At 57.4% G+C, this 14,533-nt stretch carries 11 protein-coding genes; 7 read left to right on the forward strand and 4 right to left on the reverse strand.

What is annotated here, in order from left to right; genetic code table 11:
* The first annotated feature begins 35 nt into the window (after window positions 1-35).
* The 6 genes from ACKPCU_RS08270 (at window position 36) to ACKPCU_RS08295 (ending at window position 7,876) form a co-directional block, all read left to right on the forward strand.
* Window positions 36-2,306 carry a TonB-dependent siderophore receptor gene (locus ACKPCU_RS08270; protein WP_321351333.1) on the forward strand — a complete coding sequence of 757 codons (2,271 nt, stop codon included), beginning with the start codon at window positions 36-38 and terminating at the stop codon, window positions 2,304-2,306.
* A gap of 171 nt (window positions 2,307-2,477) precedes the next feature.
* Complete coding sequence (locus ACKPCU_RS08275; protein WP_321351335.1) at window positions 2,478-3,470, forward strand: ABC transporter substrate-binding protein; 993 nt, start codon at window positions 2,478-2,480, stop codon at window positions 3,468-3,470.
* A complete protein-coding gene (locus tag ACKPCU_RS08280; protein ID WP_321351338.1) occupies window positions 3,467-4,534 on the forward strand; it encodes a FecCD family ABC transporter permease in 1,068 nt (355 codons plus the stop codon). Before ACKPCU_RS08275 ends, ACKPCU_RS08280 begins: the two co-directional genes overlap by 4 nt.
* The gene (locus tag ACKPCU_RS08285) at window positions 4,531-5,328 is read left to right on the forward strand and encodes an ABC transporter ATP-binding protein (protein WP_321351340.1); all 798 of its coding nucleotides are present in this window, start codon (window positions 4,531-4,533) and stop codon (window positions 5,326-5,328) included. The genes ACKPCU_RS08280 and ACKPCU_RS08285 overlap by 4 nt, the downstream gene beginning before the upstream one ends.
* Window positions 5,322-6,428: a hypothetical protein gene (locus ACKPCU_RS08290; RefSeq protein WP_321351342.1), complete on the forward strand. Its 1,107-nt coding sequence runs from the start codon at window positions 5,322-5,324 to the stop codon at window positions 6,426-6,428. The genes ACKPCU_RS08285 and ACKPCU_RS08290 overlap by 7 nt, the downstream gene beginning before the upstream one ends.
* A gap of 65 nt (window positions 6,429-6,493) precedes the next feature.
* Window positions 6,494-7,876: an MmgE/PrpD family protein gene (locus ACKPCU_RS08295; protein WP_321351343.1), complete on the forward strand. Its 1,383-nt coding sequence runs from the start codon at window positions 6,494-6,496 to the stop codon at window positions 7,874-7,876.
* Here ACKPCU_RS08295 and ACKPCU_RS08300 read toward each other — a convergent pair.
* The gene (locus tag ACKPCU_RS08300; RefSeq protein WP_321351345.1) at window positions 7,869-8,516 is read right to left on the reverse strand and encodes a TetR/AcrR family transcriptional regulator; all 648 of its coding nucleotides are present in this window, start codon (window positions 8,514-8,516) and stop codon (window positions 7,869-7,871) included. The two genes, ACKPCU_RS08295 and ACKPCU_RS08300, sit on opposite strands and share 8 nt — an antisense overlap.
* Window positions 8,517-8,691: 175 nt before the next feature.
* Between ACKPCU_RS08300 and ACKPCU_RS08305 the strand changes: the two genes are divergently transcribed.
* The gene (locus tag ACKPCU_RS08305; RefSeq protein ID WP_321351347.1) at window positions 8,692-10,194 is read left to right on the forward strand and encodes an MFS transporter; all 1,503 of its coding nucleotides are present in this window, start codon (window positions 8,692-8,694) and stop codon (window positions 10,192-10,194) included.
* Window positions 10,195-10,656: 462 nt separating this feature from the next.
* Here ACKPCU_RS08305 and ACKPCU_RS08310 read toward each other — a convergent pair whose 3' ends face one another.
* From ACKPCU_RS08310 to ACKPCU_RS08320, 3 genes are all read right to left on the reverse strand, one after another.
* Window positions 10,657-11,676: a CNNM domain-containing protein gene (locus tag ACKPCU_RS08310; RefSeq protein ID WP_104737138.1), complete on the reverse strand. Its 1,020-nt coding sequence runs from the start codon at window positions 11,674-11,676 to the stop codon at window positions 10,657-10,659.
* Between the two features lie 166 nt (window positions 11,677-11,842).
* The gene (locus ACKPCU_RS08315) at window positions 11,843-12,277 is read right to left on the reverse strand and encodes a hypothetical protein (RefSeq protein WP_321351351.1); all 435 of its coding nucleotides are present in this window, start codon (window positions 12,275-12,277) and stop codon (window positions 11,843-11,845) included.
* Between the two features lie 30 nt (window positions 12,278-12,307).
* On the reverse strand, window positions 12,308-14,440 hold the full coding sequence (locus ACKPCU_RS08320; RefSeq protein ID WP_321351353.1) for a 4Fe-4S binding protein: 2,133 nt from the start codon (window positions 14,438-14,440) through the stop codon (window positions 12,308-12,310).
* Window positions 14,441-14,533 lie beyond the last annotated feature (93 nt).

Consider the following 14,533-nt stretch of genomic DNA (forward strand, 5'->3'; position numbering starts at 1 on the left):
CCTTCTACAACATTGTCATTAGAGGAAAGGTCAGTATGCCCCGTCATCCGTCTCCGTATGTCGATGTACTTTTGCGCCAATTCAGGCCGAACTTGCACGCTGTCTCTTGCGCAGCGATCTTCGCGGGGTTGGTTGTTGGTAACGCCGCGCCGGTCTATGCCGATGCCACTTCACACGAAGTGACCGCGGAGGGGGCTACTGATAGCGACGCGAGCCTGACGACGCTTCCTGCCATAACAGTGACTACAACGCGACCTGGGGACTTTGGACCTGTCATGGGTTACGTCGCGGAAGAGGCTGGTACTGGTACAAAAACTCAAACGTCCATTCTTGAAACCCCTCAGTCGGTTTCCGTTGTTACGCGGCAGCAGATCGAAGTGCAGCGGCCGTCCAGTACTAGTCAGGCATTGCGGTACACCGCCGGGGCGAACAGTGAGCGCTTTGGTGGGTTTGGTGGCCAGCTGGACCTCACACGCATTCGCGGCATAGACGCTGACTACTATCTGGATGGGCTGCGGGTTATCAGCAACGCATCCACATGGTCTACCCAGGTTGATCCGTTCACGCTCGAGCGGATCGAAGTTCTGCGCGGTCCATCTTCATTCTTGTATGGGCAGGGCACCGGTGGCGGAGTTGTGAATCAGATCAGCCGCCGCCCCCAGCGGGAGTCATCCCATGAAATATTCATACAAGCAGGGAGCTTCAATCGCCGGGAGATTGGATTCGACAGTACGGGTTCTCTCAATGGCGAGGACACGTTGCTGTACAGGTTTACGGGCACCGGGCTTGATTCGCATGGCCAAGTGGAGGATGTGCGCCATAAACGAGTATATCTGGCACCGGCCTTGACCTTGCGCCTTGGCGAAAACACCTCTTGGACTCTGTTGGCGACGTACTCTCGAGAGCCTGAGATACCCGACTACAACAGTTTGCCTGCAGTAGCGTTGGGCTTGAATGGAAGTCGCTTCCCTGAGGTTGACCGCCGGCGGAATTATTCCGATATGGATTTTCAGGGATCGTCACGTAAACAAAACTCGGTGAGTTCCTTGTTCGAGCATACTTTCAGCAACGGCTGGAAGCTAAATAGCAACCTGCGCTACATGTACATAAACTCGGATATTCAGCGCACTTCAGTCTATGGTTTTCAAAACAGGGGCGGGGATTTGTGGTTGGAAGGGACTTATGGCCTGGCTCCATCCAGCTCCCACACTTTCCAATTCGATAACAACCTATCCGGGAAGTTCGAATTCGGCTCTACTTCTCATCATGTGCTGTTAGGCATTGACTACGCGAGGGGAAGTATCCGCAATGATTCCTATAGAATGGATCCCGTTGCATTCAACCCTTTTGATCCCACGAACTACCGTCCTGATACGATTCCCGACTTTACTGACAGCCAAACCAACTGGCCCTACAACGTACGTCAGGATTTCAACCGTCTGGGTGTCTATCTTCAGGATCAGATTTCTTATGATAGATGGCGATTGACACTTAGCGCCCGTCACGACTGGTCCAAACTCGATGATGAGTCGCGGAGCTACTCGACCCAATGGACCAAGACCCGGCAGAGTGAAAAAAAATGGAGTGGGCGGGTAGGCCTTAACTATATCTTCGATAATGGCTTGGCACCCTATATCAGCTACGCGACTTCCTTTGATCCGGTGTTGGGTAGTGATTTTCATGGCAGTGCGTTCGTGCCAACGGAAGCCAGGCAGACCGAGTTGGGCATTAAATACCAGCCGGCCGGATCGGCCACCTTACTAAGCGCCGCGGTATTTCAGCTCAATCAGACCAACGTGAAAACGTCCGATACCCAGCACTTGGGATACTGGACCCAATCGGGCAAGGTCCGCTCTCGTGGTTTGGAGTTGCAGGGGACCGCCGAGGTCATCCAGGGGCTAAATCTACTTGCCAACTATGTCTATCTGGATAATACGCTGGTCAAAGACGCTGTCTATGAAGGCAAGAGCCTGACGCAAACGCCACGCCATAGCGCGTCGACATGGTTGGACTATCGATTGGCCTCTGGCCCCCTGAGGGGAGCGCAGTTGGGGATGGGGGCGCGCTATCTCGGATCGACTTGGGGCAATCCGGCCAATACCTTCAAGGTACCAGCGACAACCTTGGTGGACATGGCTGCAAGCTACGATTTGGGGCTGTTGTCTTCCTCATTGGATGAGGCTGTGCTGTCGGTGAATGTCAGTAATCTTGGCAACAAGAAGTACGTAGCGAGTTGCACCTCTGAGATGTACTGCTTCATTGGACAAGATCGCGTGGCAACGGCAACCATGTCATATCGGTGGTGAAATGTGCGCGCTATAAAGAAGAGTCGCCGCGCGTTTCTGCGTGGCTCGGCGTTAGCAGGCGGGGCTTTGCTTGTGGGACATCCTGCTTTCGCCTCAATCCACCGTCTAGCTTCGCTCATTGATATCGCCGGACGCCATGTGGTGTTGCCGCTACCGGCACGGAGGATCGTCTTGGGCGACGGACCGTTGGCCTACGTCATGGCGTTGCTGCAACCGGGTAAACCCTTCGCCAATGTCGTTGGCTGGGGTGATAATTTTCGTTCGGCCGACCTTGGCGGGTACGAAGCCTATCGTCGGCGCTTTCCCGAGATCGAGCAGATACCGACATTTCGCGGCTCCGCCGTCGGCGCTATTGATGCCGAGCTGGCGATCGCACTGGCGCCTGACGTCGTCATCCTTAATCTTAGCTCCCGTGCGGCCGCCGAGTCATCCGGGCTGATGAATCACTTGGCCCAGGCGGGCATTGCTGTCGTGTTCGTCGATTTTCGCACCAGCATGTTCGGGAATACCGAACGCAGCATCCAGATCGTCGGGGAGCTGCTGGGCCGGACAGACCGCGCCGATGCCTTCTTGCAATTTCGGCAAACACAGATCGAGCGAGTGACGTTGCCTCTGACGCAAGTGCAGTCCAGACCCAGTGTCATGATCGAGCGGGCGGCAGGGCTGTATGACGATTGCTGCCTGAGCTATGGCGATGGGAACTTTGGCGAACTGGTCGCGGTGGCTGGCGGTTTGAACTTGGGTACGCGTTTTTTGCACGGCACCTTCGGCACTTTGCATCCCGAACAGGTAATCGAATCGGATCCCGACGTGGTTCTGGTGACCGGGGCCAACTGGTCACTTTATTCACCGGCTGGCGATTGGGTCAATCTTGGACCCGGCGCCGACCTGGCGGAAGGTCAAGCCCGTCTGCACAGATTGATCAACAGGCCCGCTTTTCAGTCGTTGCGGGCTGTGAAGAGGGGGAGGGTGTATGCAATCTGGCATCCGTTCTATGACAACCCGTACTACTTCATCGCATTGCAGCGCGTCGCCAAGTGGCTGCACCCGGAGCTGTTTGCGGCGCTAGACCCTGACGCCACCTTCCGCGAACTGCACGCTCGCTTTCTTCCTGTTCCTTATCAACCGGGCTACTGGCTGAGCTTGGATGGAGTCTCTGCATGATCAAGTCAGCTACTGATAACGCTGTTGCACTCGAACAGGGTCGACATCTCTACTCTAGTCTTGCCGCGCGACGATTGTTTTTGCTTGTCGCCATCGGAGGGCTGGCTGTTGTCTGTTTCATCGCCGATCTTTCCGTCGGGCCTGCTCATTACAGTTCGTATGAAGTGCTGTCTGCACTGTGGGATTCTGACGCTGCTCTTCCTATCCAGGTGATCCTGTGGGAAATCCGGTTGCCGGTGGCGCTGACCGCACTTGTCGTAGGTGCCAGCCTGGCCGTTGCAGGTGTGGAAATGCAGACTGTGCTGGGAAATCCCCTAGCCAGCCCCTTCACATTGGGTTTGTCTGCCGCAGCAAGTTTTGGGGCCGCGCTTGGCCTGATTCTGGGAGTAAGTGTTCTGCCTGCATCGGCTGTGGCTTTTGCCATTCCAGCTAATGCCTTTCTGGTTTCGATGATGGCGGCATTGTTTATCCATCGGTTAAGCCAGAAGCGCGGCATAACCACTGAGATGATTGTGCTGCTCGGCACGACGCTGGTCTTCACATTCACTGCCTTGCTGGAGGCATTGCAATACATTGCGCCGGACCAGGCGCTCTCTGCCGTCGTGTTCTGGACGATGGGCAGCCTTTCCCGTGCAAGCTGGCTCAAGCTGGCCATCATGAGCACCGTGCTGTTGGTCGTAACGCTAATGTTTGCGCGCCAGGCCTGGGCGTTGACAGCGCTGCGGCTCGGAGAGGCGCGAGCGACGAGCCTAGGTGTTCCAGTAGGACGGTTGCGACTTCGAGGGATTTTGCTGGGCAGCCTGCTGGCCTCGGTTTGTGTGGCATTCGTCGGAACTATCGGATTCGTCGGCCTCGTAGCTCCTCATATCGCCCGCATGCTGGTGGGTGAAGACCAGCGCTTTCTGTTGCCCACCTCCGCGCTGTGCGGAGCGCTCATGCTGTCAGCGGCTTCAGTATTGAGCAAGACGTTGGTGGCGGGGCAGACATTGCCCATTGGTATCGTCACTTCGTTGGTCGGCGTGCCACTGTTTTTCACTCTGATTCTACGGACGAGGCAGCAATGACTGCATCGTTGAATGTCTCAGGTGTATCCATTTCTTTCGATGCTCACACGGTGCTTCGGGAACTCAGTTTTGGGCCATTGATGGCCGGCAGTGTTACGGCTCTGCTAGGTTCCAATGCCGCAGGAAAATCAACCTTGCTGCGTCGGATGGCTGGTGAGATTACTGGGCCGGGCCGGGTCGAAATTGCCGGAGAGCCGGTCGAGATCTGGCCTGCCTATCATCGCAATCGGCCGGCCCATGTTCCCCAGGATATTTCGATGCGATCCTCCTTGCGCGTATTAGAAGCGGTGTTGTTGGCCAGTAAGCAGGGCGGTGGGTGGTCCGTGGACAGCGATGAGCTGGATGCGGTGACCAGGATGCTCCAATTGCTGAAGATAGACGCACTAGCAGGGCGGGCGCTGGCGCAACTCAGCGGTGGACAGCGTCAGTTGGTTTCCATCGCGCAGGCTTTGATTCGCGAACCATCCGTTCTTTTGCTGGATGAGCCGACGAGTGCTTTGGACCTGAAGAACCAATTTGATGTTCTCGACCTGATCAGACGGCTGGCGCGTGAGCAATCCATGTGTGTGGTCATGGCGATTCACGACATCAACCATGCTCTGCGTTTTGCCGATTATATTGTCGTTTTGCATAACGGCTCAGTGCAGGCGTGGGGCCCTGCGTCAGAGGTGGTGACGCCTGCGTTGCTGGCGCAGGTCTACGGCGTTGAGGCTCGGGTTGAACGCTGTTCGCGGGGGTATACGCAAGTCATTGTCGATAACTCATTGTGCGCCGGGAGCGATGCCACATGGTGACAATCATTATGCGCAACGCCTTGCGCGATCAGATAGAGCGGGCGTCCGAAGGGCGTCAGACGGTCCTTTATACGGCGAAAGGGCAGCCAAGCTATATGAATGTGGTTCCGCTGATGACGAACGACAGTCTCGGGGTAGGCGGCTGCGACCCTCATTGCGCGTTTATTGTCAGCGGCAGGGTGTGCAAGGAGTTTTTTTACGGAAGCTATCCAGGCGTGATCAGAGCTGGTGAATTGCTCAGCCTGCCTGGCGTAGCGCCAGGCGCTGCCATGAACTTTGAGTGCGCCAGTCATGCCGCCCGCTCCTGTGGGCCTGGCTGGCATCTGAGCACCAATGCCGAACGCGCCGCACTGATGTTGTGGTGTCAGCAGCAGGGGTTCCTCGTCCAGGGGAATACCGATGCCGGCCGCTCCATCGCTATGGCGAGCGAACATGGCTGCCGTGTGGATGGTGGTCAATTGGGCGATACGCAAGGTAATCCAGCGACGCTGACGGGCAGCGGGCCGCTGAGCTGGCGACATGACCACACGCGTTGGGGAATCGCGGATCTGTGCGGAAACCTCTGGGAGTGGCAAGCGGGTTTGCGGTTGGTCGATGGGGAAATACAGATCATTCCAGACAATGATGCTGTACACGCTGATTTGTCTCGGAACTCCGATGCTTGGACTGCGTTGCGCCTGACCAATGGCGAAGCAGTGCCTTCCTGCAGTCACGACAGTGCCAAATTCGATGCCCCAGTTCATTGCCCAGAGGGAAACGCCGGTACACCTATCTTGCGTACACGAGTGTTCCATCGTAGCGGACCGGTCGCGGACGATACCAACCATCCGGGGCTGATGGATGCTCCGTTCAAATGTGTCGGTGCTGAAGCGGGTATCAGGGTCCCTTGGCGCCTGCATGCCTTGGGTTTGTTGCCCGTGGCCACGCAAGCAGGTAGCGCGCAAGTGTATCTGCGCAACTACGGCGAACGAATATTCATGAGTGGTGGCGCATGGTATTCCGGATACGACGGGGGACTGGATGCACTCTGCCTGAGTCATCCACGAACGCATGCCAGCAGTACGGTAGGTGCACGCCCGGCCTTTATCAGCCTGCGGTAGTTGAAGCTCTTTTTTTATCTGCTTTAGGCAGTCCAATTTTATTGAATATTTCCAGGCGGTTTGGAATGCAGCCCATCAACGACCCGGTCGACATACTTTTAGAAGCGGCGCAGAGGATAGATGCAGCGATGCTGCCCGCGAAGGTGCTGGCTTTTCAACGCATGCGTATTCTCGACAATCTGGCATGCCTTGCTGCCGGCTACGATGCGGCAGGTACAGATGCGGCCCTGGCGTTGGCACGTCAATGGAGTGGTTGTGACCAGGCTGGCGTAATTGGCTCCAATATGCGTTTGGCTGCGCCCCAGGCGGCGTTTGTCAATGCGGTACGTTCGAGAGCACTGGACTATTGTGATGTCGTTTCACCAGGTTGGCACCCGAGCTCATCGGATGTTCCTGTTGCGCTGGCGTGCGCTCAATTGGGCGGCGCTTCTGGTCGGGATATATTGGCGGCGCTGGCCGTGGGCCAGGATTTTGCGCAGCGTATCAACCAGGCTGCGCAGTCGAATGGATTCTTCTATAAAGGCTTCGATTCCAACATTCTTGGCCTGTTTTCCGGGGCAGTCATCGCCGCACGTCTCTTACGACTGACACCAGCAGAGTGTGCGCATGCAGTCGGTCTTGCGTTTGACTTCGGTATCGGTACTTTCCAGCACTACCAGGACAAAAGCTTGGCCGTGCGTATCAGCCAGGGGCTGGTGGCACGGCATGCTATTGAAGCGGCTCAATTGGCTGCTTTAGGCATCAGCGGGCCGCGGCGAGTATTGAATGGCGAGAACGGTTTTTTCAATCTTTACGCGCCGGGGGCCGCTGATCTATCAAAACTAACGGAAGAGTTGGGAGTGCGTTTCCTCGGCGAGGGGGATACTTGCTTCAAACGCTACCCTCATTGCAGCATTCTTTTGGCATTGACCGATGCCGTCCTTGCGGCAAGAGACGAGCTGCTGGCGATGGATCCCGAGCGTTGTGATGTGCGTTTGGAAATGTCACCCGTCATGTATATGGTGTGCGGCGCGCGCTATGTGCCGACAGACACCGCTCAGATCGACGCGCAGTTCAGCGCTTGTTACATTGCCGCCAATGCTTGGCTTCGCGGGCAGGCCACTCCTCGCGAGTTCAGCGCCGAGTACGCATGTGACCCCGCGGTCGTCAACTTGGCTCAACGCATACAGGTTGAGAGAGTGGACAACTGGGAGCGCTTCGACCAGTGCCGGCTGACGGTGAGTAGGCTCGGATGCACGCCCAAGATCATTGAGGCCGCCTATGGAAAAGGCTGGCCGGAAAACCCGCTTGAACCCGCTGATTTAGTGGTGAAAGTCAGACAGTGCTTTAGCCAGTCAGCATCTGAGCCATTGCGCCGTAATGCCAATGACATTATTCAGCACATCGAAATGCTTGAAAATGCGCCGTCTGTCGCGGCACTACTCAGCGCAGTTTGCCCGACTATTTAGGGGGTGTAGAGCTATTGTCCGGAAAGACGCCCAGCATACGTAAACAGCTTTCTGTAACTGCCTGTGCGAACGCTGTGCAATCCTTTGTTTGAGTGGCGATCACGTCATCGGTTGCGCCATGCACACCGGAGTATATCAATAGCGCTACCACTCTCGGGTTTTCCGGTGCCCAGAGACCGGCAACCTTGCCTCCCTCAATGATTTCCAGCAACTGATCGAGAATGGCATTCTTAGCTTGGTTGGAGCGGTCATGATGGTGATGGTTGGTATAGACGATGTCGTGTAGGTGAAATGTGTCGACGTAAGTGACGATACTGGCGTGAATCCAGGCCCGAAACCGTCCGACCCAATCTCCTTCCGCACAGGTTGCAACAGCCGTTTCCAGACTGACAAGAAATTGATCGGTATAGCGTTTGCCAAGCGACTCAAGAATCTCGTTCTTGGACGAGAAGTAGTGATAGAACGTGCCCTTGGCTACCTGTGCAGCCTCGACGATATCGTTGATCGTCGTCGAATCGACTCCGTTATCGAGAAATAGTTTTTCCGCCGCGTTCATCAACTCGTCCAGTCGAACTTCTGCAGGCTTTGTCCGAGGGGCTTTGGCCGCCCGGGCATCTAACTTGGTCGTCTTGTGTCTCATCTCGACGTCTCATCTCCCATCGCTTAACTCGACATCCGATCTCAATCAGAAAAGTATCGAGCAGTTTAGGCGACTTGGGCGTGTGACTCTAGAATAACCAATTGACCGACGGTCGGTCGGATTGTAATGTGACGTCATTCCCGCAGCAATTGCGCCTCGTCTCAAAGGAGTTACCATGAGCCCCTCCCGCCGATTTGCGGCAGCGTGCGCCGCCTATCTGGGAACCTTCCTCGCCACGCTTGATATCAGCATCGTGAATGTGGCGTTGCCCACCATCCAGACGGGGCTACGCACAGACATCGCAGGTCTTCAATGGGTGGTTAACGCTTACGCAATCTGTCTGTCCGCATTTATGCTATCTGCCGGGCCGCTGGCAGACCGACACGGACACAAGCGAGCGTGGTTAAGCGGAGTGATCCTGTTCGCTGTGGGGTCAGCGCTGTGCGGCGTGGCTCCCTCCTTATCCACACTGCTTCTGGGAAGAGCCGTTCAAGGCGTAGCTGCGGCATTCTTGATCTCCGGCGCGATACCGATCCTCATTCACCTTTTTAATGAGCCCAGACAGCGCGCTCACGTCATTGGTGGTTGGGCAGCATTCACCGCATTGGCGCTGTTGCTGGGGCCGCTGCTGGGTGGCGTGCTTCTGCATAGCCTGGGCTGGCATAGCATTTTTCTCATCAACCTGCCCTTGGGCCTTATTGCCGCCGGATTGGGGCTGTGGGGGATTCCGGAACGACGATATCCTGATCACGCGGCGCTGGACCCGGCGGGTCAAATTTTGAGCATCCTTTCCTTAGGGGCTCTGGCCTACGGAATGATCGAAGCCGGCGTCCATGGCTTCTTGTCTACGATACCGATGACTGCCTTGGTGCTGGCGTTGATGGGCTTTACTGCGTTCGCCGCCGTGGAAAAACGCGTGCAACGACCGCTTTTGCCGGTCGCGTTGTTTCGTGATCGAACATTCGTCGTCGCGAATTTCGCTTCATTCACCCTGGGCTTCTCGTACTACAGCAGCTTGTTCTTCTTTTCGATCTTTCTTCAACAAATCCAGGGCTGGTCTCCCGCCGAGGCTGGCTGGCGCATGATGCCGCAGTTCGTGACCACGAGCTTGATGTCCCTGCTGTTCGGCAGGTTGAGCATGGTTGTTCCAACTCGATGGTTGATGGTCATCGGCTACGGTCTTACGGCCTTGTCCATGTTGGGGATGGCCTTCTGTACAGCAGAGACCTCCTACGGGATTGTGGCATTGCTCTTCGGCTTGCTGGGAGCAGGAGCCGGCCTGGCCGTGCCCGCTACCGGCATTGTTGTGATGAGTACTGCTCCCCCTGAGCTTTCCGGGTCGGTCTCCGCAACCATGAATGCACTGCGTCAAGCAGGAATGACCATGGGCATTGCTATGCTCGGGGCGCTGATGAGTAATCAAGCGATCCGCGTACTCGCGCATTCTGCCATTGATCACGGCATCGCTAATGGCGCAGCGATTGCGCGTCAAGCGGTCACACACCATAGCTTCTCCGATACCTTGCCTGCGCTTCCCCAGCTTTATATCTCGGCCATGGAAAGCGGCTTCCGGGTAGCGATGATTTGTGCGGGCTTGAGCTGTATCGTTGCGTTGGTTCTGCTTGCCGGTTTCTGCGGAAGGGCCAACCAGGCCTTGAAAAAAGCAGGGGCGAATTAGGTAGGCAAAGGCGTACGTGGCGGAACTTCGACATCGTCTGTTCTGGCCGTGGCGGAGAAGCTGTACTTCGTTCGCGCAGTTGACGTCTGCATCATATTGAGCAGTCGCCACTGTCAAACAGATGCAATAAGGCGCGCAGTCGTTTGTACCCAGCCGCTGCACGCGAGATAGGGAGTAGGGGGCCGAGAACGGTTTCACGGGTAGTTGAGGATTGCGCAATTGCATGCTGTGCCACCATCATGATCCCCCCCGGTGTGCTATGTGACCCGCAGACTTGCGAACGCTCTGCGAGCCAGATGAACCGGCTGCTGCGACCAGTAGCTCAAGAACCCCGCGATTGCCAGGCGTGTCGCTTCTTGTGACGTGATGACGGCGCAGGGGACGGGGTTGCCCTGTGGTTGATGGCGCGTCATGTCAGTACCCGTCGCGCGTTTTGTTCTAATTGCCTGACCCAGGTCTGTTCTATCCGGCCGCTTTCAGTCGGTGCTCCCACAACCGGCGCGCCAAGCGACGCATGTTGGGAATCTCGTCGGTTTCATCGAGGATCGGACGACCGATAAGGGTCTCGATGATGTCTTCCATGGTTACCAGACCGCACCAGCTGCCGAACTCGTCGTAGACCAGACACAAATGCTGCTGCTCCTTGAGCATCTGGGTCATCAGCGCCTCGATATTCTGGCTGTCCTGCACGACCTTGACGGGCTTCATCAGGGTCGATATCGCAGCGTTCCGGTCATCGGTTGCCAGCAGGTCTACGCGAAACAGCACACCCAGCGGGGTTTCCTGCTCATCCAGCACCGGATAACGCGAGAACTGACCGTGCTGGACGCGCTGGCGTGCCTGCGTAACGGTCAGATTCGGGCCCAGTACTTCGCTGACGGTACGCGGTGTCATGATGTCGCGTACTCGGATGGTGTGCAGGTCCAGCACATTTTGAATCATTCGCTGCTCGTCTTCATCCAGCGATTTGAGCTCCTGACCGAGCGCGGCCAGCGCCTTGATTTCGGCACGCAGGTCATGCTCCGGCGCCTTGCCACCGAGACAGCGGGTCACCAGATCAGATAGCAGAATGAATGGTTTGAGCAACAGAATCATGCTGTTCAGCACGCCGGGCATCAGCGGTGCCAGTGCCGGCCAATAGCGAGCGCCCAACGTCTTGGGCAGGATTTCTGAGCCCAGCAGGATCAGCAGGGTCATGATCGCGGAAGCGACGCCCAGATAGCCGTCACCAAACACGATTGTCACCTGTGCGCCAACGCCAGTGGCGCCAACGGTATGGGCGACGGTGTTAAGGGTCAGGATGGCCGCCAGCGGTTGGTCGACGTTCTCCTTCAGCTGTTTCAGGCGTGGGTACAGGTTCGGGCGCTCGGACTTTTGTCGGGCGATGAAACTAGGTGTCATCGACAGCAGTGCCGCTTCGAGGATGGAACAGATGAAGGAAACCAGAATGGAGAGGACAGCAAACGCTATCAGAAGGGACATGGGGATCTTGAGTGGCCAATGATGCGCCTAGTATACGACCGGTCGATTCCGGCTCAATTGTCTGGCTGATTCAGGATGTTTCCAGTCTCTGAGTGCCGGTGCCGCCACCTGTGCCCGGTTCGGGATACCTACCAGGCCGGATGCTCTCGGCGATCCGGCACCGGCGCTATGCTGCGTCGCTGTTGGCTGCGAACAAGGCTTCAAAGGTGTCCATGTCGAGCGCGGCGATTATGTTCTGTTGGTCATCGAGAATTTCGTACATCACACCTTCGGTACCGCGGATGCTGAACAGCACCAGGGTGCCGCCATCGCCGCCGCACTCGCGGTGGGGCGTGGTGTCTGGCTGGCTGATGGTGTAGCTGCCGGTTGGGCGGGTTTCTTTCAGCTCGCCGTTGGCGTGAAACAGCTGATGCTCACCGCGAATAACGAAGGTGTGGTTCACCGCGCAATGTCGGTGCAGCACGATGGGATCGTGGGCGTGAAAGTGAAACAGTACGTCGACCAGTTGGTTGGGGCGGTCGACACTGAGAATGCAGTAGTCGAAGTTCTTGAAGCCGGCCAGTTGGCTCCATTGGATATGACTTAGTTCCAGGCTCTTCATGGTGACGTCCTTTGTTGTGGTGCTGCTGGTTTAGCGCTCGGGCATCCAGTCACTGACGATGATGTTGTCAGCACGCTTGGCGCGTTCGGCCTTTTTGCGTGCACTGATCTGCGCGACGCACTGGTCTTCGTTATTGAGGATCACGATGCACTCCAGGCACTGAATGCACTCGTCGTAGTCGATGGCGCCGCTGCGCTTGATCGCGCCGATCTCGCACTTGTTGTGGCAGTGCTGGCAGGGTTTGCCGCAGGCGTCGATGCGCCTCAGCCAGGAGAACAGGCGCAACCGGCCGAGGATCGCCAGGCCAGCGCCAAGAGGGCAGACATAGCGGCAGTAAAACTTGTGTACGAACAGGCCGATACCCAGCAGCAGCACCGCGTACAGCACAAACGGCCAACTGCGCACGAACACCAGGGTGATTGAGGTCTTGAAGGGCTCCACTTCGGCCAGCCGCTCGGCCAGCGTCAGTGAGTAGAAAGCGGTTGGGATCAGGCCGATCAGAATCAGGTATTTCAGCCACTGCAGTCTGTGGTGCCATTGCTCGCTGATCTTCCACTGGCGCAGGTGCAGCTTCTTCGCCAGCCAGCTGACCATCTCCTGCAGTGCACCAAAGGGGCAGAGCCAGCCGCAGAACAGGCCGCGCCCCCAAAGGAACAGGCTGATGAAGGTAAAGGTCCAGAGAATGAAAATCACCGGGTCCATCAGAAAAACGGTGATGTCGAAGTCATGCCATATGGCGAGCAGCAGAGTGAAAATATTGACCACCGAGAGCTGGCCCTGGGCGTAGAACCCGATGAACAGCAGGGTGAACAGCAGGAAGCCGGCGCGCAGCAGGTGAAAGCCGCGGGCGTGCCGGCTGACCCGCTGCTGATAGATGAATAGCGCGGTGACGAGCGCGAGCGACAGCAGCAGAGCGCCAATTTGCCAAGCACGTTGCTGCCACATCTGCAGCCAGATTGGCGTGGGGGCGGCAACGGCGCTGGCTTCTTGCAACTCGAACAGTTCCGGCTCCAGTGTCAACGCTTGCTCGAAGTGGCTTTGCTGCTCGCTCAGCGGGTTACGGCGCAGAGTTACGTTGAGCTGCAGCGCGGCCGGGTCTACTGGATTGAACGCCGCATGGGTCTTGATGCGGAAGATATTGGCCCGCCAATCGCCGGGCGGTGCTGCCAGCAGCGGCAGCAGGATGCCGTTATTGAAGTTCATGTCGTGCAGCTCGATCGCCTTGCCGTGTTGCAGCAGGTTGATGCGACTGGGGGCGGTGGCGGGAATGAAGTCGTCCGGCACATGCGGGTACTGGCCGCGTGAGAGCACCAACAACGCCTGCTCGCCTGGCAGCAGTTCGTCTTGCAGTTGGCTGAAGGTGTCGTCGCCGAGCAGGTTACGGCCAGTGATCGGCGTGTTCAGGTAGGCGAAGTACAGCTCACTGAAAGGCCGCTCGGTCGTGTCGGAAAAGCCCGGATACAGGTTCAGGCTGCTACCCAGTGCTGCTTCCACTGTGGGCGTATCCAGTTGCCAGTGCTGCAACAACCCTCGATTCAGCAGTTGCTGCCAGTCCAGTGGCTCGAACAGCTCGGGACGGGCGACGGCCTGTGGTCCCTGGGCGAAATCCGGCAGCAGCGCGCGGGCAACGGTCATCGCCGATTGCAGTACTGTTTCGTTGAGGATGACGACCGACACGGTGGCCTTGCTGACGCCGTCGATGTAACCCACCGCATCGCCATCGACGCTGCCGCCGTGGGTGCTGCCGACGACGATGGGCGTGGCGATATTGCGGCCGGCGTACTGGTCGGCGAAGTCGAACAGCGCCTGCTCGCCCAACCCGTGCAGGAACACCGGCTCGTGGTGCTCGAGCACGGTGACGCCGGTTAGCTTGCCTTCCGGGGTCATGCCGATCAGCAGCCGAATCGGCTTGCCGGAAAAGCCCTGCAGGCTGGAATAGTCGGTCGACTCGAAAGCATAGCCGAGCAGTTGATCCAGCTGAAACGCCTGATAGACGGGAGGCGTGCCCTGTTTTTCGATCAGCCGGGTGGCACTGGGGAACAGTTGCTGCACCGCCGGCTGCCAGTCGCGCGCACTTTGGGGTTCGGCGCGCAGGGCGGAGCCAAGCAGGCACAGTAGGCAGACCAGCAGTAGCTGCCGGAGCATTGGGCGACGCGCAGACATGGCGACTCATCCTTGTTGTTGTGCTCCCATGCTGGCGAGCACAGGGGCAGGGGAACCATCCAACTTAGGGGCCGAGCCGTTGCTACTTCAGTC

Source organism: Halopseudomonas oceani, assembly GCF_963677335.1.
In the GTDB taxonomy this organism is placed as follows: Bacteria; Pseudomonadota; Gammaproteobacteria; order Pseudomonadales; family Pseudomonadaceae; genus Halopseudomonas; species Halopseudomonas oceani.